The sequence below is a fragment of the Novosphingobium sp. CF614 genome (genome assembly GCF_900113255.1).
Classification (GTDB): domain Bacteria; phylum Pseudomonadota; class Alphaproteobacteria; order Sphingomonadales; family Sphingomonadaceae; genus Novosphingobium.
In genome coordinates this window covers 26466-49122 of the sequence record NZ_FOOR01000004.1, presented here as the reverse complement: position 1 = coordinate 49122, position 22657 = coordinate 26466, and the positions used below count along the sequence as shown (strand labels likewise).

General features: G+C 66.7%; 22 protein-coding genes. 10 read left to right on the top strand and 12 right to left on the bottom strand.

What is annotated here, in order from left to right; translation table 11 throughout:
- Window positions 1–107 precede the first annotated feature (107 nt).
- From BM052_RS06335 to BM052_RS06325, 3 genes are read left to right on the top strand one after another with little or no spacing between them, the layout of a single operon-like run.
- Window positions 108–2093, top strand: a complete 1986-nt coding sequence (locus BM052_RS06335; protein ID WP_091144598.1) for a Tad domain-containing protein — start codon at window positions 108–110, stop codon at window positions 2091–2093.
- The gene (locus tag BM052_RS06330) at window positions 2090–2713 is read left to right on the top strand and encodes a TadE/TadG family type IV pilus assembly protein (RefSeq protein ID WP_255405997.1); all 624 of its coding nucleotides are present in this window, start codon (window positions 2090–2092) and stop codon (window positions 2711–2713) included. The genes BM052_RS06335 and BM052_RS06330 overlap by 4 nt, the downstream gene beginning before the upstream one ends.
- Window positions 2710–3411 carry a TadE/TadG family type IV pilus assembly protein gene (locus tag BM052_RS06325; protein ID WP_255405996.1) on the top strand — a complete coding sequence of 234 codons (702 nt, stop codon included), beginning with the start codon at window positions 2710–2712 and terminating at the stop codon, window positions 3409–3411. The genes BM052_RS06330 and BM052_RS06325 overlap by 4 nt, the downstream gene beginning before the upstream one ends.
- Window positions 3412–3653: 242 nt before the next feature.
- On the opposite strand, the gene BM052_RS06320 is transcribed toward BM052_RS06325, so the two are convergent.
- The 7 genes from BM052_RS06320 to BM052_RS06290 form a co-directional block, all read right to left on the bottom strand.
- Window positions 3654–4253, bottom strand: coding sequence for a hypothetical protein (locus BM052_RS06320; RefSeq protein WP_091144595.1), 600 nt, complete (start codon window positions 4251–4253; stop codon window positions 3654–3656).
- Window positions 4254–4536: 283 nt separating this feature from the next.
- Entirely contained in the window at window positions 4537–5301 is a 765-nt protein-coding gene (locus BM052_RS06315) for an SIMPL domain-containing protein (RefSeq protein WP_091144592.1), read from the bottom strand.
- 100 nt (window positions 5302–5401) lie between these two features.
- Window positions 5402–6103, bottom strand: a complete 702-nt coding sequence (pyrF, locus tag BM052_RS06310) for an orotidine-5'-phosphate decarboxylase (protein ID WP_091144590.1) — start codon at window positions 6101–6103, stop codon at window positions 5402–5404.
- Window positions 6104–6115: 12 nt separating this feature from the next.
- The gene (locus BM052_RS06305; protein WP_091144587.1) at window positions 6116–6475 is read right to left on the bottom strand and encodes a LapA family protein; all 360 of its coding nucleotides are present in this window, start codon (window positions 6473–6475) and stop codon (window positions 6116–6118) included.
- A 103-nt stretch (window positions 6476–6578) separates the two neighbouring features.
- The gene (gene purB / locus BM052_RS06300; protein ID WP_091144584.1) at window positions 6579–7892 is read right to left on the bottom strand and encodes an adenylosuccinate lyase; all 1314 of its coding nucleotides are present in this window, start codon (window positions 7890–7892) and stop codon (window positions 6579–6581) included.
- A 134-nt stretch (window positions 7893–8026) separates the two neighbouring features.
- A complete protein-coding gene (locus BM052_RS06295; protein ID WP_091144582.1) occupies window positions 8027–8530 on the bottom strand; it encodes a DUF192 domain-containing protein in 504 nt (167 codons plus the stop codon).
- Complete coding sequence (locus BM052_RS06290; protein WP_091144580.1) at window positions 8531–9100, bottom strand: regulatory protein RecX; 570 nt, start codon at window positions 9098–9100, stop codon at window positions 8531–8533. It lies immediately after the preceding gene.
- 146 nt (window positions 9101–9246) lie between these two features.
- On the opposite strand from BM052_RS06290, the gene BM052_RS06285 reads away from it, so the two are divergent.
- A complete protein-coding gene (locus BM052_RS06285) occupies window positions 9247–11007 on the top strand; it encodes a fatty acyl-AMP ligase (protein WP_091144577.1) in 1761 nt (586 codons plus the stop codon).
- 95 nt (window positions 11008–11102) lie between these two features.
- Here BM052_RS06285 and BM052_RS06280 read toward each other — a convergent pair whose 3' ends face one another.
- A complete protein-coding gene (locus tag BM052_RS06280; protein ID WP_091144575.1) occupies window positions 11103–11948 on the bottom strand; it encodes an AAA family ATPase in 846 nt (281 codons plus the stop codon).
- A 74-nt stretch (window positions 11949–12022) separates the two neighbouring features.
- On the opposite strand from BM052_RS06280, the gene BM052_RS06275 reads away from it, so the two are divergent.
- Entirely contained in the window at window positions 12023–13270 is a 1248-nt protein-coding gene (locus tag BM052_RS06275) for a glycosyltransferase family 87 protein (RefSeq protein ID WP_255405994.1), read from the top strand.
- A 2-nt stretch (window positions 13271–13272) separates the two neighbouring features.
- Window positions 13273–14004 carry an NYN domain-containing protein gene (locus BM052_RS06270; RefSeq protein ID WP_177198356.1) on the top strand — a complete coding sequence of 244 codons (732 nt, stop codon included), beginning with the start codon at window positions 13273–13275 and terminating at the stop codon, window positions 14002–14004.
- 126 nt (window positions 14005–14130) lie between these two features.
- On the opposite strand, the gene parE is transcribed toward BM052_RS06270, so the two are convergent.
- Entirely contained in the window at window positions 14131–16137 is a 2007-nt protein-coding gene (gene parE, locus BM052_RS06265; RefSeq protein ID WP_091144571.1) for a DNA topoisomerase IV subunit B, read from the bottom strand.
- A gap of 98 nt (window positions 16138–16235) precedes the next feature.
- Window positions 16236–17420 carry a penicillin-binding protein activator gene (locus BM052_RS06260; protein ID WP_091144568.1) on the bottom strand — a complete coding sequence of 395 codons (1185 nt, stop codon included), beginning with the start codon at window positions 17418–17420 and terminating at the stop codon, window positions 16236–16238.
- 39 nt (window positions 17421–17459) lie between these two features.
- Between BM052_RS06260 and rsmI the strand changes: the two genes are divergently transcribed.
- From rsmI to aqpZ, 4 genes are all read left to right on the top strand, one after another.
- Window positions 17460–18287: a 16S rRNA (cytidine(1402)-2'-O)-methyltransferase gene (gene rsmI, locus BM052_RS06255; protein ID WP_091145009.1), complete on the top strand. Its 828-nt coding sequence runs from the start codon at window positions 17460–17462 to the stop codon at window positions 18285–18287.
- Window positions 18284–18658 carry a YraN family protein gene (locus tag BM052_RS06250; RefSeq protein WP_091144567.1) on the top strand — a complete coding sequence of 125 codons (375 nt, stop codon included), beginning with the start codon at window positions 18284–18286 and terminating at the stop codon, window positions 18656–18658. Before rsmI ends, BM052_RS06250 begins: the two co-directional genes overlap by 4 nt.
- A gap of 133 nt (window positions 18659–18791) precedes the next feature.
- Complete coding sequence (gene gshB, locus BM052_RS06245) at window positions 18792–19778, top strand: glutathione synthase (protein ID WP_091144564.1); 987 nt, start codon at window positions 18792–18794, stop codon at window positions 19776–19778.
- Window positions 19779–19898: 120 nt separating this feature from the next.
- Complete coding sequence (gene aqpZ, locus BM052_RS06240; protein ID WP_091144561.1) at window positions 19899–20597, top strand: aquaporin Z; 699 nt, start codon at window positions 19899–19901, stop codon at window positions 20595–20597.
- A gap of 6 nt (window positions 20598–20603) precedes the next feature.
- Here the strand turns inward: aqpZ and BM052_RS06235 are convergent, their stop codons facing one another.
- Together BM052_RS06235 and hemW are read right to left on the bottom strand one after the other, a co-directional pair.
- Entirely contained in the window at window positions 20604–21500 is an 897-nt protein-coding gene (locus tag BM052_RS06235) for a tyrosine recombinase XerC (RefSeq protein WP_091144559.1), read from the bottom strand.
- Window positions 21497–22648 (bottom strand): radical SAM family heme chaperone HemW, encoded by a 1152-nt coding sequence (gene hemW, locus BM052_RS06230; RefSeq protein ID WP_091144558.1) that lies wholly within the window; start codon window positions 22646–22648, stop codon window positions 21497–21499. Before hemW ends, BM052_RS06235 begins: the two co-directional genes overlap by 4 nt.
- Window positions 22649–22657: the final 9 nt, after the last annotated feature.

Sequence of the window (22657 nt, the reverse complement as noted above, 5' to 3'; positions counted from 1 at the left end):
ACTACGGCGAGGATCGCGAGGCAATGTGGATGAGGGTTTCGTTAATAAATGAGGGGTAGTTACTTGCAAAAATCCCCTCAATTCGGGCGGGTGGGGCTGGTTAACCGATGCGCAAGACAGACACGTTCCTGGGTCACCTGCGGCAAGACACGGGGGGCAATATCCTGCCCCTGGCGGCGGTGGGCGCGCTGGTCGCGGCGACGATCGTCGGATCGGCGGTGGATATCAGCCGTTCCTACAGGGTGAAGAGCCAGTTGCAGGCCGCCTGCGACGCGGCGGTGCTGGCGGGGCGCCGCACGGTTACCACGAACGGCCTGGACGCAGCCGCCACCACCGCGGCCAACAACTATTTCGCGACCAATTTCGACGATTCCGGCCAGGAGACGCGCTCGACGTCGTTCGTGCCCAGTTCGGACGACAACGGCAATACCGTGAACGGAACGGCATCGACCACGCTTGATACCCTGGTCATGCGTCTGTTCGGGTATTCCAGTTTCTCGCTTTCCGTGACCTGCACCTCGTCGATGGGCGTCGGCAATTCCGACGTCATGATGGTGCTGGATACGACCGGCTCGATGGGCAGCCAGTTGAATTCCACCCAGACCCGCCTGCAGGCCTTGCAGGCGGCGATGAAGAATTTCTACACGACGCTGTCGACGGCCACGTCCGGATCGAACGCGCGGCTCCGCTATGGCTTCGTGCCCTACAGCACCACGGTGAATGTGGGACGGCTGCTCTACGCGCTCAATCCGGCCTATCTGACGGACAGGCATACGTACTCGTCGCGCCAGGCGGTGTACAACGAAACCACGAACACGACGTATCAAAACCCTGTGACCACTTACGGCGGCCCGGAATACAAGAACGAAGTAATCTACAACACTTGGACCGACTACCAGTCGGGTTACAAGTACGAATCGGATTGCAACAACGACAAGCCAGCGGTTTCCAGTTCCTATGTCGACAACGGCTCGTCGTCGTCATCGGATTCTACGACGACCAACGGGTCTGGGCAACAGGTCGTGACAACGACGACGACTCAGCCGCAAATCCAGATTACCGCCGTTCAGTGCGTCTCCTATCTGAACAACAAGGGCAACACTCGATACAAAATCCAGACAAAATACAAAACGCGCGATGAGGTTACTTACAAGTACGTTACGAGCGACAAGGTAGTTGTTACCACCAAGACCTTCGATCACTATGATTATAAGCCGGTCGAATACGATACGAGCATATACAAGACGTTCGCTTCGGTTTCGACCGTTACCGGCAACGTTTCCGGAGGCAATCCTACGTCCGTAAGTTCGACGTGGAACGGCTGCATCCACGAACGCGCCACTGTCGCGAGCGCCAGTTTCAGCTACTCCTCGCTTGTCGGGATCACGCCATCCGGCGCGAGCGACATCGATATCGACACTGCCCCGGACGTCAACAATGACGACACCAAGTGGGCGCCGATGTGGCCTGTGGTCGTCTACAACCGTTACACCACCAGCACCAACTACTGGGGCGGAACGAGCTATACGGCGACCACCGGCACGGGAACCTATGGCGAGCGGGTATCCTCTCCCTGCCCGGCGGCGGCCCAGTCGTTGCAGGAGATGACGCAGGCCCAGTTCGATGCCTATGCCGATTCGCTCGTCGCCACCGGCAACACCTATCTCGACATCGGCATGATCTGGGGAGGGCGGCTGCTTTCGCCGACTGGCATTTTCGCCAATACCGTCAACACGCAGCCCAGCAATGGCGGCGAAGTGTCGCGCCACGTCGTGTTCATGACCGACGGCATCATGGAGCCGAACAATTCGGTCAACCAGGCCTGGGGCCTGGAGTGGTGGGACCGCAAGGTTACCTCGGACGGGAGCACCGACGACGCGTCGCGCCATACGTCGCGCTTCCTGGCTGTCTGCGACGCCATCAAGGACAGGGGCATCCGCATCTGGGTGATCGCGTTCACCTCCGGTCTTTCGGACAATCTCAAGACTTGCGCCTCCGACAACAGTTCCTTCACCGCCAACAGCTCGACCGAGCTCAACACGGCCTTCCAGGAAATCGCGAAGCAGGTCGGCGAACTGAGAATCACGCAATGACGCAATGGTCCGCCTGGACCATGCGGTTGCACGGCTTTGCGGTGCTGAAACGTTGCCGCGACGATCGCGCGGGTGTGACGGCGGTGGAATTCGCGCTCGCCGCCCCGGTCCTGATCGTCCTGCTGATGGGCATTTTCGATATCGGCCACATGACTTATGTGACGGCGGCGCTGCACGGCGCGGTGCAGCGCGTCGCGCGCAGCGGGACGCTGGAGTCCGTGAACACGACGAGCGAGGACGCATTCGTCGCCACGGTCGTCCAGCAGGCCGCGCCCGGCGCGACGGTATCGACATCGCGAAAGAGCTACTTCGATTTCGCGAACATCGCCCGCCCCGAAGCCTGGAACGACAACAACAGCAACGGAACGTGCGACAATTCGGAGGCCTATACGGACGAAAACGAGAATGGGCGTTGGGACGCCGACGTCGGCGAGAGTGGAAACGGCGGCGCCAACGATGTCGTGCTCTACACCGTGACCGTGACCTACAAACCGCTGTTTCCTGTTCCCGGCCTGACCAACCGCGACAACACCCGCACGCTGCAGGCCAGCGCCGTCAAGAAGAACCAACCGTTCGCGCTGCAGGACAGCCCCGGTTCCGAGGCGGGAAATTGCAATTGAGCAAGCATGACATGAAAGCCGCGGCCTTCCCGGGGACAACGATCCTGGCCCGGTCTGGCGCCTTGATCCGCGCGCTTCGGGCGGATCGGAGCGGCGTTTCGGTCCTGGAACTCGCGCTCGTGCTGCCGGTGCTGCTCACGCTGGGGCTCTACGGGACGGAAATGGCCTATATGGCCACGATCAACATGCAGGTCGGCGACATCGCGAGTTCAGTGGCCGACAATGCCTCGCGGCTTGGCCAGACCGACAATACCGCGGTGACGCCGACAGTGACCGAGACGCAGATCGATTCGATCATGACCGGCGCGCTGGTACAGGGCGGTGCGTTCGACTTCCAGGCGCGCGGGCGCATCATCCTTTCCAGCCTGGAAAGGGATTCGAGTACCGGGCGGCAGTACATTCACTGGCAACGCTGTCGCGGCAATCTCAGTCAATCCTCCGCCTATGGCCCGGAGGGAAGCGGCAAGACCGGCGCGACGCTTGCCGGGATGGGCCCGACCGGGCATCAGATTACCGCCGTAAACAACTCGGCCGTCATGTTCGTGGAAGTCTTCTATCAATATCAGCCGCTCTTCGGCACGATGTTCGCCGGCAACAGCACCATGTTCCGCCGCGAGGCCGCCTTGCTTATCAGGGATGGGCGCAATCTGAGCGGCGTCACGCCGGGCACATCGGCCTCGCAATCATCCTGTAGCTGAAGGCGTGATTGGGCTGGAACGACGCGGTCGTCCCAGCCCCGTGGAGCATTGAGCGGGGAGTGGGGTTCATACCCCATTCCATTGATCGCAACCCTTGCTCCCTTTTCGTCCATCGCGAGCCATCGGACACGGTTTGGCCGTCCGGAGCGGTTGGGCCAGGGCGAGTTGGCGCCGCCCTGGATCGCTTCGGCGGCTTACCCGCCTCGCCACGGCGTGAGTCTCACCTCAAGAGAGACTTGGCATTATTCACCGGTACTCTCGGTCGCGGCGGTTGCGCCCGATGCCGGGGCTGCGGCGTCGCTGCTGGCCTGGGCGGCGGCGCTGGCCTGAGTCTGCTTGTTGAAGGCATCGGCGGTCATGCCGAGCGTCAGCGCGTTGTCGACGAGGCCGAGGTATGATTTCTTGAGGACGACCGAGGCGCCGCTGCTGAGTTGGACGGTCACGTCGTCGCCCTCGATCTTGGCGATCGTGCCGAGCACCACGCCGTCGCTGCTCTTGATCGGCGCGTCGGCGACCATGGCGGTTTCCTTGGCGGCCCCGTTCTGGGCCTGGGCACCGTTGACGGCGGCTTCGAGCTGGGTCTTGGTCATGCCGATGGTCAGGCCCTTTTCGCGCGTGGCGAAGGCGCTGGTCGGCAGGCCGGCGCGGGCCGTACCGGTGTTGACGGTGACAACGCCGCCCTGCACGGCTTCGACCGTGCCCACTTCGTCACCCTCGGGGCCATAGACCTTGGCTCCCACCGTCGGGGCGGGCGCGGCAGCGGTGGCCGCGTCCTGCGCCATGGCGGCCAGGGGGGCAAGGCTCGCTGCGGCGATCGCGGCGGCGATGAGCGATTTTTTCATGTCATACTCCTCTTCGGTACGGGGCGCGGCCCCGGAACTCGGCCCCGGACCCGCGGGGCACTAAGGGTCGTCCGACGATGGCCGGACGGCTGAACCGGCCCCAAGGGCCGAGGTGCGCTCGTGCACATGAAGCAGCGAGCAACGATGGGTATGATTGTTACGCACGCGGCGCCGAACTGCTCCTGAACGAATCCGGATCAACGGCGAAACGACGGCTTTTCGCGGTGGATCGGCGTCGATGCGTAGCCAGTGCTCGGGTTGCCGGTGTTCAGGTTGCCGGTGTTCAGGGCGCCAGTTCGAACTGCACCGTCAGGTTCACGTTCATTTCCAGCTCGCCGGCCGCGACCGGCGGCGGGGCCGAGGCGACGTCCATCGCTTCCTTGCGCATGTACATCACGGGGGTGGGGGCATAACCGCCGCTTTCGCTGATCGAGACGATGCGCGCAACGCGCAGGCCCGCCGCCCCGGCATAGAGATTGGCGCGGGCGCGGGCATCCTTCATCGCCGCCTTGCGGGCTTCATCCTGCGCCGCGTCGGGCTCGGCCAGCATGAAGTTCGGCCCGTTGACCTGGTTGGCGCCGGCATTGACCAGCGCGTCGATGACCTTGCCCATGGCCTCCAGCTTGCGCTGGCGGACGGAGACGGTGTTGGTCGCTTGGTAGCCGACGATGCGCTGGGGGCCATCCTCATGGCTGCCATCGGGCTGGCGCTTGGGCTGGGCGTAGACCGGGTTGAGGTTGAGGTTGCTGGTCTGGATATCCTTGTCGGCGATCCCGGCCTGCTTGAGCGCCGCGATGACGCGGGTCATCAGCGCCGAATTGGCCGACAGCGCCTCGCTGGCGGTGGTCCCTTGCGTGGTCACGCCGGCGGAGTAGCTGGCCATGTCCGGGGTGCGGGTGGAAGAGCCCTGGGCGGATACCGTCAGCAGGGTATGGCCCGCTTCGATCGCGGGAACCGGGCTGGCTTGCTGCGCCAGCGCCGGCTGCGCGCCGCCGGTCGCGAGAGCGGTGGCCAGGGCGAGGGCGGTAATCAGGTTCGGGCGCTTCATTGGGTCTCTCCATCCAATCTATCGAAGCCTTGATCTGGAGCGCCTGAGGTTGCCGGTGCCTGAACCGGCCCGACACCGGCCCGGCATCGGCCCTGCTTCCTCAGAGCGTGGCTTCGATGGCGCGGGCGACGGTGAGGGGGTCATCGGCGCGGCTGATCGGGCGGCCGATCACCAGCACGCTGGCCCCGGCGTCGCGCGCCTCGCGCGGGGTGACGGTGCGTTTCTGGTCGCCGGTTCCATTCCCGTTCCTGCCCCGGCCCTTGCCATCATCGGGACGCAGGCCGGGAACGACGAAGAACCCGTCCTTCCACTGCTTGTGCACCGCGCCCACTTCATGCCCGGAGCAGACGATGCCGTCGAGGCCCGCCGCCTGGGCCAGTTCGGCAAGGCGCAGCGCCTGCGCATGCGGATCCGCGCTGACGCCGATGGCGGTCAGGTCGTCGTCATCAAGGCTGGTGAGCACGGTGACGGCCACCACCTTGCAGTTTTCGCCCGCCGCCGCCTTGGCGTCCTCCATCATCGCGCGCCCGCCAGCGGCGTGCACGGTGACGATCGCGGGTTCGAGCACGTGGATCGCCTGCATCGCGGCGGCGACCGTGTTGGGAATGTCGTGCAGCTTGAGGTCGAGGAAGATCGGCAAGCCCAGTTTGTGCAGTTCGTGCACGCCGTGGTGGCCATGGGCGCAGAAGAACTCCAGCCCCAGCTTGATCCCGCCGATGTGCCCGGCGACCTTGCGCGCCAACGCCTCGGCGGCTTCGAGGCGGGGCAGGTCGAGGGCGAGATAGACGGGATTGTGGTTCATCGGCTCAGGCTTTCAGGTACTTGTCATGGTGGAAGCGTCAGGCGACGGCGTTTCCAGGGATCCGCTTGCGGTTGAAGCCGCATCGTCGGGCCGCGCATTGATCGAAGGCATGGAATTGGCGCGCAGCGAGTTTTCGAGAGTGGCGATCCGCCGGTTCAGCCGCCAGCGCACCGCTCGCAGGTAAAGCCAGGCCGGCGTCATGCCGAGCAGGAAGAACAGCAGGGCGACGATCCCCACCGGCCATTCGAAGTGGACGTAGTTGCCATCGTCGAGCGGCCAGAAATTCACCGGGACCTTGGTCCAGTTCATGGCGATGAAGGCGACGAGGATCGCGGTGGCCGCAATCCACGCGATGGTGCGCACGATATGCATTCTTCCTCCTGCTCCTCCTGCTGGGCCCACCCGCTAGGTTGCGTGATGCTAGGCGGGATTTCGGGGCATGGGAAGTGCTTGGGGGGACCGCGCCGGCCCCGGGCTACTGGCCGAACACCCGCGCGAAGATCGTGTCTACGTGCTTGAAGTGGTAATCAAGGTTGAACTTCTCCTCGATGGTTTCGGCGGGCAGCGCGGCGGCGACTTCGGGGTCGGCCTTGAGCAGGTCCATCAGGCTCAGCTCGCCGTCCGATTCCCACACTTTCATCGCGTTGCGCTGCACCAGGCGATAGCTTTCGTCGCGGGAGAGCCCGGCCTGTGTCAGCGCCAGCAGCACCCGCTGCGAGTGAACGAGGCCGCCCATGCGATCGAGGTTCCTTTGCATGCGCTGGGGATAGACCAGCAGCTTGTCGATCACCCCGGTGAGGCGGGCAAGCGCGAAGTCGAGCGTGATCGTCGCGTCGGGGCCGATGAAGCGCTCGACCGAGGAGTGCGAGATATCGCGCTCATGCCAGAGCGCCACGTTCTCCATCGCCGGGACCACGGCGGAGCGGACCACGCGGGCAAGGCCGGTCAGGTTCTCGGTCAGCACCGGGTTGCGCTTGTGCGGCATGGCCGAGCTGCCCTTCTGGCCGGGTGAGAAGTATTCCTCCGCCTCCAGCACTTCGGTGCGCTGCAAGTGGCGGACTTCCACGGCCAGCCGCTCGATCGAGCTGGCGATGACGCCCAGCGTCGCGAAGAACATCGCGTGACGGTCGCGCGGGATGACCTGGGTGGAGACCGGCTCGATGCCGAGGCCCATCTTGTCGGCGACATAGGCCTCCACCGCCGGGTCGACGTTGGCGAACGTGCCGACCGCGCCGGAGATCGCGCAAGTCGCCACATCCTCGCGCGCGGCGACCAGGCGCTTTCGGCATCGGGTGAATTCGGCATGGGCCTCGGCCAGCTTGAGGCCGAACGTCACCGGCTCGGCGTGGATGCCGTGGCTGCGGCCGATGGTGGGGGTATACTTGTGCTCCTCGGCCCTGCGCCTGATCGCGGCGAGCAGCCCGTCGAGATCGTCGAGCAGCAGGTCGGCGGCCTTGGCCAGCTGGACGTTCAGCGTGGTGTCCAGCACGTCGGAGCTGGTCATGCCCTGGTGCATGAAGCGCGCTTCGGGGCCGACTTGCTGCGCCACCCAGTCCAGGAAGGCGATGACATCGTGCTTGGTCACCGCCTCGATCGCGTCGATCGCGGCGACGTCGATCACCGGATCGGTCGCCCACCAGTCCCACAGCGCCTTGCCGGCGCTTGGCGGCACGGTGCCCATCTCGCCCATCTTGACCGCGGCGTGGGCCTCGATCTCGAACCAGATGCGATAGCGCGCTTCGGGCTCCCAGATCGCGGTCATCGCGGGGCGGGCGTAGCGGGGGACCATGTTCGACTCCTGTTGCTGACGCGCGAGCCGCTAGGCGCGGGGTCGCGCGATGGCAAGGGGCGAGGGGCCGACGGTCCCCGGCCGCGAAGAACATCGCGGGTTCGCGGGGTAGGATTTACACGGTTTGCACGCGCCTACCATTCCACTTTGTCGCCCGGCTTGATGCCCAGTTCCGCTGCCCGGCCGCCGTTCAGCTCCAGCACGCCGCTGGCGAGGCCGGCGGCGGGGAGCGGCGTTTCGTCGTAGGGGACGGCGTTGGCGGCGATGTTCAGGATCTTGTGATCGGTGCCGATGAAGATGATGTCGAGCGCGATCACGGTGTTGCGCATCCAGAACGCCAGGCGGCGCGGCCTGTCCTCCGGGAACAGCATGCCTTCGTCTGCGCCCATCTGCGTGCGGAACATCAGGCCCTTTGCCTGCTGTTCCTGCGTGCTTGCCACTTCGACGCGGAAATGGTGGGTCTTTCCGCCCGACCTGATCTTGAGGCCGATCACCGGGAGGCCCGACTCGGGGTGGACCGCCGGCTGCGACGGAGCGGCGCCGGCGGTCGCCTCCTGCCCGCCTTGCGAGCAGGCGGCCGTGGGCAGCAACGCGGGGGCAAGCAGGAATGCGGCGGTGAAAATCCTGGTCAGGCGCACTCAATCATCTCCGACATCGTCTCCGGCAACCGACTCGGCCCATTGTTCAGCCGCTTCGGGATCGCTGGCATCCACGATCCGGCGCGCGATGTCGAGCGGGTGCCCGGCACGCAGCATCGCGGCGATCTGCCTTTCGCGCTGTCTTTCCTGCGGGGCCCCGCCGGGGATCTGAACCGCGAAAGGCCCGAACCGCCGCCGCCGCGCCATGACCAGCGCCGCGCGGCGCTGTTCGCTCTCGCCTGGGCGAGCCTCCTCGCGAACCTGTTCCTCCACGCCGGCCTGCCCCAGCGCCTCGCCGACCCGCCGGGCGCCATATCCGCGCCGCAGCAAGCTGCCCGCCTTCATCCGCGCCCAGGCCGCATCGTCGACGTGCCCGGCCTCGACATGGCGCCGCACCACCGCGTCGACCGGCGGGGAGCCGGCTCCCGCCCAGCCGCGTTCCCGCAGCTTGCGGTGGAGATAGGCGCCCAGCCTGGCTTGCGTCGTCGCGAAGCGCGCGACATAAGCCAGCGCCAGTTCCTCCAGGCCGGTGGACGTGAGGGGGTGTGGATTGTGACGCTTGACGGACATCTTGCCCTATTCGTGCCACACTCGGCTCAGATTGGGGAGAGTGCGAAACCGTTCGGCAGGAATTAGCTATCTCCGGTTCAGGAAACGCCGGTTAGAAGCGCCTAGTTTCGCACTATAATGGTATAACAACAACGGGTTAGATAAAAATGGCCGACACCATCAGCATGGTGCCGAATTCGGGTCAGGCACTTGCAGCGACGCCAAACGATGACGCATTGCCAAGGCGGTTCGCCGATTTCGACACTTTCTGCGAGGCGCTCGACTATGCCGCAAGGGGCGAGCGCGGGTTCAATTTCCATGATCCGCGCGGACAGCTGACGCGGGTCTATCCCTTCAGCGCGCTGCGCGAAGATTCGCTTGCCATCGCTTATGCGCTGATCGCGCGCGGCGTGAAGCCGAGCGACCGCGTCGCCCTGATCGCCGAGACCGGACCGGATTTCGCGGCGCTGTTCTGCGGCGCCGTCTATGCCGGTGCCTGGCCGGTGCCGCTGCCGCTGCCCACCAGCTTCGGCGGCAGGGACAACTATATCGAGCAGCTGGCGGTCCAGCTCTCCAGCGCGGACCCGATCATGCTGGTCGGCCCGGACGAGATCGCCGCGCTGACGGCCGCCGCCGCCGCGCGCCAGGGCTGCGACCACGCCACCTGGGCCGATTTCGCGGCGAAGGACGCGCCTGTTTGCGACCTGCCCAGTCCGGACCCGGACGACATCTGCTATCTGCAGTATTCGAGCGGCTCGACCCGCTTCCCGCACGGGGTCGCCGTCACGCATCGCTCGCTGCTTTCGAACCTGGCCGCGCACAGCCACGGCATGCAACTGGGCGAAGGCGACCGCTGCATCTCGTGGCTGCCCTGGTATCACGACATGGGCCTTGTCGGCTGCTTCCTTTCGCTGATTGCCAACCAGGTCTCGGGCGACTACCTCAAGACCGAGGATTTCGCGCGGCGGCCGCTCGCGTGGCTGGACCTGATAACCCGCAACCAGGGCACGTCGATCTCGTATTCGCCGACTTTCGGCTACGACATCTGCGCCCGCCGCATCTCGAGCCAGAGTTCGGTCGCCGACCGCTTCGACCTGTCGCGTTGGCGCCTGGCCGGCAACGGCGCCGACATGATCCGGCCCGACGTGATGCAGAGCTTCGTCAATGCCTTCGCCGATGCGGGCTTCAAGGCCGGCGCCTTCCTGCCGAGCTACGGCCTTGCCGAAGCGACGCTGGCGGTCACCGTCATGCCCCCGGGCGAAGGCATCCGCGTCGAACTGGTGGAGGAGGAACGCCTGTCGGGCTCGCCGCGCGACCTCAGCCGCCCGGCCCGCTACCGCGCCATCGTCAATTGCGGCAAGCCGGTGAAGGACATGGAAGTCGTGATCCGGGGCGAAAAGGGCGAGACGCTGGGCGATCACAAGATCGGCAAGGTCTGGTGCCGGGGCACCAGCGTGATGCATTCCTACTTCCGCGATCCCGAGGCGACGGCGGCGTGCCTGGTGGACGGCTGGCTGGACACCGGCGACATGGGCTACATGGCGAACGGCTACCTGTTCATCGTCGGGCGCGCCAAGGACATGATTATCATCAACGGCAAGAACCACTGGCCGCAAGACATCGAGTGGGCGGTCGAGCAGCTTCCCGGCTTCAACCACGGTGACATCGCGGCCTTCTCGATCGAGATGGAAAACGGCGAGGAAACCCCCGCCGTGCTCGTCCACTGCCGCGTTTCCGACCCGCAGGCCCGCGTGGCGCTACGCGACGAGATCCGCGACAAGGTACGCTCGATCACGGGCATGAACTGCGTGGTGGAGCTGGTGCCGCCAAAGAGCCTGCCGCGCACCAGCTCGGGCAAGCTCAGCCGCGCCAAGGCGAAGAAGCTCTACCTTTCGGGCGAGATCGAGCCGTTCAAGCTGGCGGCGTGATCCCGGTAGAACCCGCGGCCGATTCGATTCACTCGTCTTCCCGGACGTGACCCGGGACCGCTCGGACGACGGGTCGTTCCAAAGGGCGGTCGATCCTATCCGCCGCGCCGCGCCATGAAGGCCAGCCGTTCGAACAGCATCACGTCCTGCTCGTTCTTCAGCAGCGCTCCGTGGAGCGGCGGGATCGCCTTGCTAGGGTCCTGGTTCTGCAGCACGTCGAGCGGCATGTCCTCGTTCAGCAGCAGCTTGAGCCAGTCGAGCAGTTCGCTGGTGGAAGGCTTCTTCTTCAGGCCCGGCACCTCGCGCAGTTCGTAGAACACTTCCATCGCCTTGCGCACCAGCGTCTTCTGGATGCCGGGGAAGTGCACGTCGATGATCGCTTCCATCGTCTCGCGGTCGGGGAACTTGATGTAGTGGAAGAAGCAGCGGCGCAGGAAGGCGTCGGGCAGGTCCTTCTCGTTGTTCGATGTAATGACGACGATCGGCCGCTCCACCGCGGCGATGTGCTCGCCGGTCTCGTAGACGTCGAAGGCCATGCGATCGAGTTCGGCCAGCAGGTCGTTGGGAAACTCGATATCGGCCTTGTCGACCTCGTCGATCAGCAGCACGGGCAGTTCGGGCGAAGTGAAGGCCTCCCACAGCTTGCCCTTGCGGATGTAGTTGGAGATGTCGTGCACGCGGGCGTCGCCCAGTTGTCCGTCGCGCAGGCGGGCGACCGCGTCGTATTCGTAGAGGCCCTGGTGCGCCTTGGTGGTGGACTTGACGTTCCAGGTGATGAGCGGAGCGCCGAGCGCGGCGGCGATCTGTTCGGCCAAGACGGTCTTGCCGGTGCCGGGCTCGCCCTTGACCAGCAAGGGGCGGCGCAGCAGCACCGCGGCATTGACCGCGACTTTCAGATCGTCGGTGGCGACGTAGTTGCTGGTTCCCTCGAAACGCTGCATCGGCTGATCCTGTCCGCTTGACTATGCCATCAAGCCCTATGTTGTGCGACGCAGCAAGGCAAGATGGTTCGCGGATGATCGAACGAAGCGTCATGGACAACCCCTGTCGGCCACGGCACAAGCGCGCGATGGGGGATTTCCTGCGACGGATGGACTGGCTCGGCCGCGCGCGTGCCATGGGTTACTTGCGGCTGCTTGCCGTGCTCAACCTGGCCATGCTGGCCTTCCTGGTGGCGACATCGCGCGGCGGCGTGGATCGCAACGGTTTTCTGCTCGGCAGCGATTTCATCGGTTTCTGGACCTCGGGGCGGATGTTGCATGTCGGGGGCGAGGTCTACGACGCGGCTGCGCACATGGCCGCGCAGCGTGCCTATTTCGCTTCGGGGGACGGCTATACCGCGTTCTTCTACCCGCCGGTGTTCCTGCCGCTGTGCTGGCCGCTGGGGCTGCTGGGCTACTTTCCGGCGCTCGGTGCCTGGCTGCTGGCGACGGGGGCGTTCCATCTGCTCGCCTTGCGGGCATGGTGGAAAGCGTCGCTGCCGGACATGCCGCTTTGGCTGCCGTTTCTCGCCTTTCCGGCGGTGCCGATCGTCGTGACCCATGGGCAGACATCGTTCCTCGTCGCCGGCCTGCTCGGCCTCGCGGCCTGGCTGGTGCCCACTCGGCCGGTGATGGCGGGCGTGCTGCTTGGCCTTGCCACCATCAAGCCGCAGTTCGGGCCGCTGGTGCCGCTGGCGCTGCTGCTGACCCGCGAATGGAAAGTGATCGCGGTCGCCGCGGTGACGGCGCTGGCGCTCGCCGGCTTCGCCACGCTGGCATTCGGGCCCGGCGTATGGAGCGAATGGCTGGCCGCGAGCGGGCGGGCGCGGGCGGCGATGGAGGCGGGCACGGTGCCCTTCGGCAAGATGGTGAGTCCGTTCGCCGCCCTCAGGTTGCTCGGCGCGCCGGTCCTGGCCGCCTACGCGGCGCAGGGAGCGGCGGCGCTTTTCGCGGTACTGCTGCTGGCCCGTGCCGTCTGGGGGCGGGGCTGGTCCCCAGGGCTGGGCGCCGCCATGCTCGCCGGTGCGCCGCTGGCGACGCCCTTCGTGCTGGACTACGACATGGTGCTGCTGGGCTTCCCGCTGCTATGGCTGGCGGGGGAGGGGCTGCGCACGGGGTTTCGCGACTGGGAGAAGCTGGCGATCACGCTCGCCTTCGTCGCCCCGGCCTTCGCTCGGCCGCTGGCGCTGGAGCTTGGCGTACCGACGATGCCTCTGGTACTGGCGCTGCTCTTCGCCATCATCGCGCGCCGGGCAACCACTCCGGCGGAGGAAGGAAATTGACCGTGGCCACCGACAGACCCCGCCAGAGCCGCAACATCGCCCTGCTGATCGACGCGGACAACGCCTCGCCCGCGACGCTCGACGCGGCGCTGACGATCCTGGGGGACCTGGGCACCGTCAACGTGCGGCGCGTCTATGGCAACTGGAGCAAGCCGGCGCTCAAGGGCTGGTCGGCGCTGGTCCACCGCCACGCGCTGGAGCCGCAGCAGCAGTTCGACCTCACCAAGGGCAAGAACGCCACCGACATGAAGATGACCATCGATGCCATGGACCTGCTCTATGGCGGCCACGTCGACGGCTTCGGGCTGATGACCAGCGACAGCGACTTCATGCCGCTCGCCATCCGCATCCGTCAGAACGGCACCCCGGTCTACGGCTTCGGCACCGCCCGCACCCCCGAGGCCTTCCGCGAGGCCTGCACCCGCTTCATCGACCTCGACGCGATGGTAGAGGCCGAGGAGGAGGAAGCCCCGGGCAATCCGGTCGCCAGGCCCGCCGAAAAGCCGGTGGTGGACGACGAACTGGTCAAACTGCTCGGCGACGCTTGGAAAGCCAGCAAGCGCGACGAGCAGGGCTATGCGAGCCTGTCCGAAGTCGGCCAGCGCGCGGCGAACCGATCGAGCTTCGACGCCAGGAGCTACGGCTTCTCGCGCTTGTCGGAACTGGTGCAGTCGCTGCCGAACTTCGCGACGGAGAAGCGGGCGAGCGGGGTGTTCGTCAAGCGGGTGCGGTAGCGATCGGCAAGCCACCGGATGCGTCTGCTCCTGCTGGCCGGCGAACGGCTATGCCGCGACCATAGGTTCTGGAAGTGCCTGTGGCTGCGGCTCAGCAATCATGATGCGATGAGTTGATCGGTGCACTCATGCATCAATCAACTCGGGATCGATCTCTCCCGCCCGGTTCTGGATGAACATGAAGCGGTGTTCCGGGTTGCGGCCCATCAGGCGGTCGACGAGGTCCTTCACGGCCGCGCGGCCTTCGTATTCGGGGGGCAGGGTGATGCGGATCAGTGAGCGCGACGTGGGGCTCATCGTCGTTTCGCGCAGTTGCTGGGGGTTCATTTCGCCAAGGCCCTTGAAGCGGCCCACTTCCACTTTCTTGCCCTTGAACTGCGTCGCTTCCAGCTCGGCGCGGTGTGCGTCATCGCGGGCGTAGGCGGAAGTCGAGCCGCTGGTCAGGCGATAGAGCGGGGGCTGGGCGAGGTAGAGGTGCCCGCGCCGCACCACTTCCGGCATTTCCTGGAAGAAGAACGTCATCAGCAGCGTCGCGATATGTGCGCCGTCCACGTCGGCGTCGGTCATGATGACGATGCGGTCGTAGCGCAAGTTGTCGGGATTGCAGTCCTTGCGCATGCCGCAGCCGAGCGCGAGGCCGAGGTCGGCGATTTCCTGGTTGGCGCGGATCTTGTCGGTCGTGGCGCTGGCGACGTTGAGGATCTTGCCGCGGATCGGCAGGATCGCCTGCGTCTTGCGGTCGCGCGCGTGCTTGGCCGATCCGCCCGCGCTGTCCCCCTCCACGATGAACAGCTCGGTCTCGCCGCTGCCTTCGCCGGAGCAGTCGGTGAGCTTGCCGGGCAGGCGCAGCTTGCGTGCGTTGGTGGCGGTCTTGCGCTTGACCTCCCGCTCCGCCTTGCGCCGCAGCCGCTCGTCCATGCGCTCCATCACCGCGCCCAGCAGCGCCTTGCCGCGATCGAGGTTGTCGGTGAGGAAATGGTCGAAGTGGTCGCGCACCGCGTTTTCGACCAGGCGCGCGGCTTCCAGGCTGGTCAGGCGGTCCTTGGTCTGGCTCTGGAACTGCGGATCGCGGATGAACACCGAAAGCATCACTTCGCTGCCCGTCACCACGTCGTCGGGGGTGATGTCCTTGGCCTTCTTCTGGCCGACCAGTTCGGCGAAGGCGCGGATGCCCTTGGTCAGCGCGGCGCGCAGGCCCTGTTCGTGGGTGCCGCCGTCCGGAGTCGGGATGGTGTTGCAGTACCAGGAATAGGCGCCGTCCGAATAGAGCGGCCAGGCGATCGCCCATTCGACGCGGCCCTGTTCGGCTCCGTCCTCGCCGCGCGGGAACTCCTGGCTGCCGGAGAAGGCCTGCGTGGTCACGCATTCGCGCCCGCCGATCTGCTCCACCAGGTGGTCGGCCAGGCCGCCGGGGAACTGGAACGTCGCTTCGGCCGGCGCATCGTCGGAGGCGAGCGCGGGAGCGCATTTCCAGCGGATCTCCACCCCGGCGAAGAGATAGGCCTTGGACCGCGCCAGCTTGAACAGCCGCGCGGGCTTGAACTTCTGCTCCCCGAAGATCTCGGTATCGGGGGTGAAAGTCACCGCCGTGCCGCGCCGGTTGGGCGCGGCGCCGACGCGCTCGATCGGCCCCAGCGTCACCCCGCGCGAGAATTCCTGCGCATAGAGTTCCTTGTTGCGCGCCACTTCGATGCGGGTCTTCGCCGAGAGCGCGTTGACCACCGAGATGCCCACGCCGTGCAGACCCCCGGAAGTGGCATAGGCCTTGCCGGAGAACTTGCCCCCCGAATGGAGCGTGGAAAGGATCACCTCCAGCGCCGACTTGCCAGGAAACTTGGGGTGCTCGTCAATGGGAATGCCGCGCCCGTTGTCGATGACGGTCAGGCGCCCGGGAGTGCCCGACTCCTCCTCCAGCGTCACTTCGATGCGGTTGGCGTGGCCGGCCACCGCCTCGTCCATCGCGTTGTCGAGCACTTCGGCGGCGAGGTGGTGCAGGGCGCGCTCGTCGGTGCCGCCGATATACATGCCGGGGCGCCGCCGGACCGGCTCAAGCCCTTCCAGCACTTCGATCGCGGAACCATCGTAGGATTCCCCGCCGGCGGTGGGGAGCTTGTCGAACAGGTCATCGGCCATGGCCGCGACTATACGCAGGGCCGGAATCCGCGATCAAGCGGGGATCCGCGCTTATCCGCAACCGTCGTCCCGGGTTCGCCCATGGGGGCTGCCGGCGCCTACTCGCCGAACTTGGTGGGCGCGGGGCTGATTACTTTGACCGAGCCGGCTTCCACCTCGCGCACTTCGAGCGCGCGTTCGACGATGCCGCCGCGCGTGAAGCGGAACGGGCCGTCAAGACCGAGGAACCCGCCGCTGTCGAGCATTTGCGGCACCGGAAAATCCTTGCCCAGCTTCCATTCGCGCGCGACGCGCAGCGTCAGCAGCACCGCGTCGTAGCCCAGCGTGGCGATCCGGAACGGCTGCGCACCGAAGCGCGAGCGGTAGCTTTTGGAAAACTGGGCGAAGCGCTGGTCGGAGACCGTCGAGAACCACGCTCCGTTCAGCGCCGGCGTGGTTGTCAGTTCGCGTTCGCCGCTCCACAGTTCGGTGCCGAGCAGGCGCACGTTGGCATTGCCGCCGCGCGCGCGGAACGATGCCGCCGCCTTGCCGGACAGGCTGCCGCCATCGGCGATGAGCAGCGCGCCGTAGCCGCTCTTGGCCTTGATCCGGTTCACCGCCGTGCTGATCGAGGCGGCGGTGCGGTCATAGGGTTCCATGGCGATGACGGTGCCGCCGGCACTGCGCACCGATTCGAGCAGGACACTGCTGGCCCGGTCGCCGTATTCGCCGCGCGGGACCAGCGCGGCGAAGGCGGAAATGCCTTGGGAGCGGGCGTAGTTGACCGTGCGCGCGATCGATTGGCCAGGCAGGTTGCCCATGATGAACACGTCCCGGGTGGCCGCCGACTCGTCGTTGGAGAACGATATCAGCGGGACCTTGGCCGGCCGGACGACGGCGGCGACAGCGGGAACGTCGTCCGAAAGCAACGGACCGAGAATCAGCTTGTTGCCGTCGGCTATGGCGCGCTGCGCGGCTTCGGCGGGATTGGTTCCGGTATCGTAAGTGGTCACCCGCAGGTTCTTGGCCCCGGTATCGAGCAGCGCCATGTTGGCGGCATTGGCGATCGACTGGCCGACGGCGCTGTTGCCGCCGGTGAGGGGGACCAGCAGGGCGATGCGGTGCCGTTCGGTGTCGACCGGGATCACGCTTTCGCTCGGCTTGGGGGCGGGGGGCGGCGTCGTCGGCGTCGGGGCCTTGGGCACCACGGTACATCCGGCCAGCACCGCCAGCACCCCGGCGGCAACGAGATTTCGCCGATCTGTCCGCCAAATCCGGCGAGAATTCAGGCGTTTGTCGAACATCTCTTGCCGCTCCCTGGGTCCTTGGCCATGAGTCCCGTGATGGAACATTCGCTTTCGCCGGGGCTGTATATAGTGGCAACCCCGATTGGCAACCTGGGTGATATAACGTTGCGCGCGGTCGATGTGTTGCGCGGCGTCGGTGCGGTCGCCTGCGAGGATACGCGGGTGACGGGAAAACTGCTCCACCACCTGGGCATCAAGAAGCGGATGATCCGCTATGACGATCACGCCGGGGAGGGCGACCGCGAGCGCCTGCTGGCGCTGATGGAAAGCGAGGCGGTGGCGCTGGTCAGCGACGCGGGAACGCCGCTGATTTCCGATCCCGGCTATCGCCTGGTGCGCACGGCGCGCGAGCGGGGGATTGCAGTGACCAGCCTGCCGGGGCCGAACGCGGCGGTCCTGGCGATGACGCTTTCGGGCCTGCCCAACGACCGTTTCCTGTTCGCCGGGTTCCTGCCCAACAAGGCCAAGGCGCGTGAGGAGGCGCTGGCGGAGCTGGCAGGGGTGCCGGCGACGCTGGTGTTCTACGAAACCGCCCCGCGCCTGGAAGCGGCGCTTGCGGCGATCGCGGCGGTGCTGCCGGGCCGCGAAGTCGCGGTCGCGCGCGAATTGACCAAGAAGTTCGAGGAATGCCGCAGCGGCACGCCCGGCGAGCTTGCCGGGCACTATGCGGCCCATCCGCCCCGCGGGGAGATCGTGCTGCTGGTGGCGCCGCCGCTGGAGGAGCCGGCCGGCGACATCGATGTCGACGCGCTGCTGCGGACGGCACTGGCGGATGCCAAGCCTTCGCAGGCGGCGGCCCAAGTGGCCCGGGCCACCGGGCTGGACCGCAAGGCGCTCTATGCCCGCGCGATGGAGCTCAAGTGAGTCGGCGCACGAAAAGCCAACGTGACCGGGCCGAACGCGACGGGCGGCGGGGCGAGCGGCTGGCGGAACTGTTCCTGCTCGTCACCGGCTGGCGCGTGCTGGCCCGCCGCGTCAAGACTCCGCGCGGTGAGGTTGACATCGTGGCCCGGCGGGGGCGGACGCTGTGCTTCGTCGAAGTGAAATGGCGGCGGACGAAGGCTGAACTGGACACCGCCATCTCCCTCCCGCGCCTGCGGCGGGTGGCCGCCGCGGCGGAGGCCTTGGCGCCGCGTTTCGCGAAGCCGGGGGATGCCCAGCGGGTGGACGTGATGCTGATCGCGCCAGGTTGCTGGCCGCGCCGGATCGTCAACGCCTGGCAGCCGGGAAGCTGACTGAATTGATCCCGTACAATCCGCGCCGTCCCGGGGGCGGGCCCAGGACGGCGACCATTCCCGAAACCTGTCGCGCCTGCGCGCAAATCCGACTAAGCGAACGCCCGGCAGCAATCCGCAGGACCACAATCCCATGACCTTACGCATCGCCGTCCAGATGGACCCGCTCGAAAGCATCAACATCGCCGGGGATTCCTCGTTCGCGCTGATGCTGGCGGCGCAGGCGCGCGGGCATGCGCTGTTCCACTATGACGTGCGCACGCTCGCCTACGATACCTCCGAGGGTGCCGGCGGGCGGCTGACCTGCTGGGGAGTGCCGGTCACCGTACAGCGCGCGGGGGGCACGCATTTCACGCGCGGCGAGTATCGGCTGATCGATCTGGTGGCGGATATCGACGTGGTGCTGATGCGCCAGGATCCGCCCTTCGACCTGGGGTACATCACCGCCACTCACCTGCTGGAACGGCTTGCCGGGCAGACGCTGGTGGTCAACGATCCCGCCTCGGTGCGTAATGCACCCGAGAAGGTCTTCGTGCTCGATTTCGCGCGGTTCATGCCGCCGACTTTCATCGCGCGCCGGATCGAGGACGTGCGCCGGTTCCAGCAACGAATGCTGGACAAGGGGCTGGCGGGCGATCTCGTCGTCAAGCCGCTCCACGGCAACGGCGGCAAGGCGGTGTTCCGCGTTCCCGCCGACGGCAGCAACCTGGGCGCGCTGGTGGAGATGTTCCAGAACGCCTGGGTTGAGCCGTTCATGGTCCAGCCCTTCCTTCCCGAAGTCAGCGCCGGCGACAAGCGCATCGTCCTGGTCGACGGAGAATTCGCCGGCGCCATCAACCGCCGGCCGGGCGAGGGCGAGTTCCGCTCCAATCTCGCGGTCGGCGGTTCGGCGGAGGCGAGCGAACTCACTGCGGCGGAAGAGCAAATCTGCGCCGTGCTGGGGCCGCAGCTCAAGGCGCGGGGGCTCGTCTTCGTCGGGATCGACGTGATCGGCGGCAAGTGGCTCACCGAGATCAACGTCACCTCGCCCACCGGCATCGTCGCGATCGACCGTTTCAACGGAACCGATACCGGCGCGCGCATCTGGGAGGCGATCGAGGCGCGCCACGCCGCGATGTGACGGCCCGGACTTTACGCCGGACTTCACGCCGGACTTCACTGGCGCGACAATCGTCCGTGCGGATTTGCGCGTGGTGAATATTGAGCTATTCTCCCGGCGGCAACCTGAGGAGAGGGGCTAATGGTGAAGAAACTCGCGGCCGAATTTTTCGGTACTTTCTGGCTGGTGTTCGGTGGCTGCGGTTCGGCGGTGCTGGCGGCGGCATTTCCGGAACTCGGGATCGGCTTTACCGGCGTGTCGCTGGCCTTCGGACTCACCGTCCTGACCATGGCCTACGCGGTCGGGGGCATTTCGGGCGGGCATTTCAATCCCGCCGTCTCGTTCGGGCTTGCTGTGGGCGGCCGGTTCGCCTGGAAGGACCTTGTGCCCTACTGGATCGCGCAAGTGATCGGTGCGGTCGTCGCGGGCGCCGCGCTTTTCGCCATCGCTTCGGGCAAGGCGGGTTTCGCGCCGGGCGGCTTCGCCTCCAACGGGTATGGCGATCTCTCGCCGGGCGGTTACGCGATGCAGGCCGCGCTGCTGATCGAGATGATCCTGACGGCGGGCTTCCTCATCGTGATCCTGGGATCGACTTCAAAGCTGGTGCCCGCCGGGTTCGCGCCGATCGCCATCGGCCTGGCGCTGACGCTGATCCACCTGATCTCGATTCCAGTGACCAATACCTCGGTGAACCCCGCGCGCTCCACCGGCGTCGCGATCTTCGCTGAGACCGGTGCGCTTGAGCAGCTCTGGCTGTTCTGGCTGGCGCCACTGGTGGGCGCTGCGCTGGGCGGCCTGATCTGGAAAGTCCTGCTCGCCACCGACGAAACCGGAGGCTGACCGGCTTCAACCCTGTTCCCTGGGATGAGCGTTGCGATAGACGTCAAGCAGGGTTGCCGCGTCCACCCGGGTGTAGATCTGCGTCGAGCCGAGCGAGGCGTGGCCGAGCAGTTCCTGCAGGCTCCGCAGGTCCGCGCCGGCGCCCAGCAGGTGGGTGGCAAAGCTGTGGCGCAGCGCGTGCGGGGTCGCCGTCACGGGCAGGCCCAGCGCGATCCGCGCGCGCGCCATCGCTTTCTGCACCATGCCCTGCGACAGCGGGCCGCCCTTGGCGCCCCGGAACAGCGCCTTGTCACGTTCCAGCGGCCAGGGGCACTTGGTGAGGTAATCGGTCACGCCGTCGCGCACGATCGGCAGGATCGGGACCATGCGCTGCTTGCCGCCCTTGCCTGTCACGATCAGCGTTTCGCCCAGCGGCACCGCCGCGCCGGCCAGCGAAAGCGCCTCGGCAATGCGCAGGCCGGCGCCGTAGAGCAGCAGCAGCACGGCGCGGTCGCGCGCGCCGATCCAGGGTTCGCGGGCGTCTTCCTCCACCGTCGCGGCCAGGTTCACCGCCTCGTCGGGGGTGACAGGGCGCGGCAGGCCCTTCTTGACGCGCGGGCCGCGCAGGCGCGGCGGCATGGCGTCATTCACGCCGGCGCGCGCGCGCGCGAAGGCAAGGAAGCCTTTGAGCGCCGAAAGTTCGCGCGCGGCCGAGACGTTGCCGATCCCGTCCTGCCGCCGCGCCGCAAGCTGCCGGCGCAAGTCGCCCGCCTCCAGGCGGGCGAGCGCTGCCCAGTCGGTTTCGCCCAGCGCGTCGAGCAGCCGCGCCGCCGTGGCGACATAGGCACGCACGGTATGCGGGCTGCGCCGTCGCCCTTGCGCGAGGTGGCCGCCCCAGGCCTCCAGAAGATCGGCCTTGGTCACGTCGCCACCAGCGCGGCGGGGACCAGTTCGCCCAGCAGGCCGTCGAGCAGCGGCATGCCAGCCTCGGTCACGACCAGGTGTGATCCTTCCTGTCGAACCAGGCCCTGTTGCTGGTAGAACCACGCCTTCGCCGCGTCGCGCAGGTCCCCCGGATCGAGGCCGAAGCGCGACGCCACGGCGTGAAGGTCCACCCCCTCGTGCAGGCGCAGCCCCATCAGCATGGCTTCGCTGGCCTGTTCCCGCTGGCCGAGCGAACGTGCCTCGACGATGCCGTTCCGCGATGCCGCGACCGCCTCCAGCCAGTTCTCCGGCTTGCGATGGCGCACGGTCGCCTCTCCCATGCGTCGTCCATGGGCGCCGGGGCCGATCCCGCAATAGTCCTGATATCGCCAGTAGGCGAGATTATGGCGGCTTTCCTCGCCCGGCCGGGCATGATTGCTCACCTCATAGGCGGGCAGGCCGGCAGCGGCGGTCATTTCGCGCGTGAGCGCGAACATGTCGGCGCAGGCATCCTCGTCGAGCGGCGCGAACTGCCGCTTGCGCACCATGGTCTCGAACCGCGTTCCCGGTTCGATGGTGAGCTGATAAAGCGAGAGGTGTCCGGTGCCCAGCGCCAGCGCGCGCGAAAGTTCCGCCCGCCACTGTTCGCTCGCCTGCCCCGGACGGGCGTAGATGAGATCGAACGAGACACGCGCGAAATGGCGCTGCGCCACGTCGAGTGCGGCAAGCCCCTCGGCGGCGTCGTGCAGCCGGCCGAGAAATCGCAAGGTCTCGTCATCTAGCGCCTGCAGGCCGAGCGAGACGCGGTTGACTCCGGCACGCGCGAGCGCGGCATAGTTCGCCGCCTCTACCGAGGAGGGATTGCCTTCCAGGGTGATCTCGATGCCCGGCGCGAAACCCCAGAGCCGCTCGGCCTCCGCCAGCAGGCGCTCGACGAGAGCGGGGGGCATCAGTGACGGCGTACCGCCGCCGAAGAACACGCTTTCCAGCGGTTCGTCGTTCACCATCGCGCGCTCGTGCCGCATCTCGGTGAGCAGGGCCTGCTCCCACCGCGCATGATCCACCCGCTCGCGGACATGGCTGTTGAAGTCGCAGTAAGGGCACTTGGCGAGGCAGAACGGCCAGTGAATGTAGAGGGCGCGGGCCATGTGCCCTGC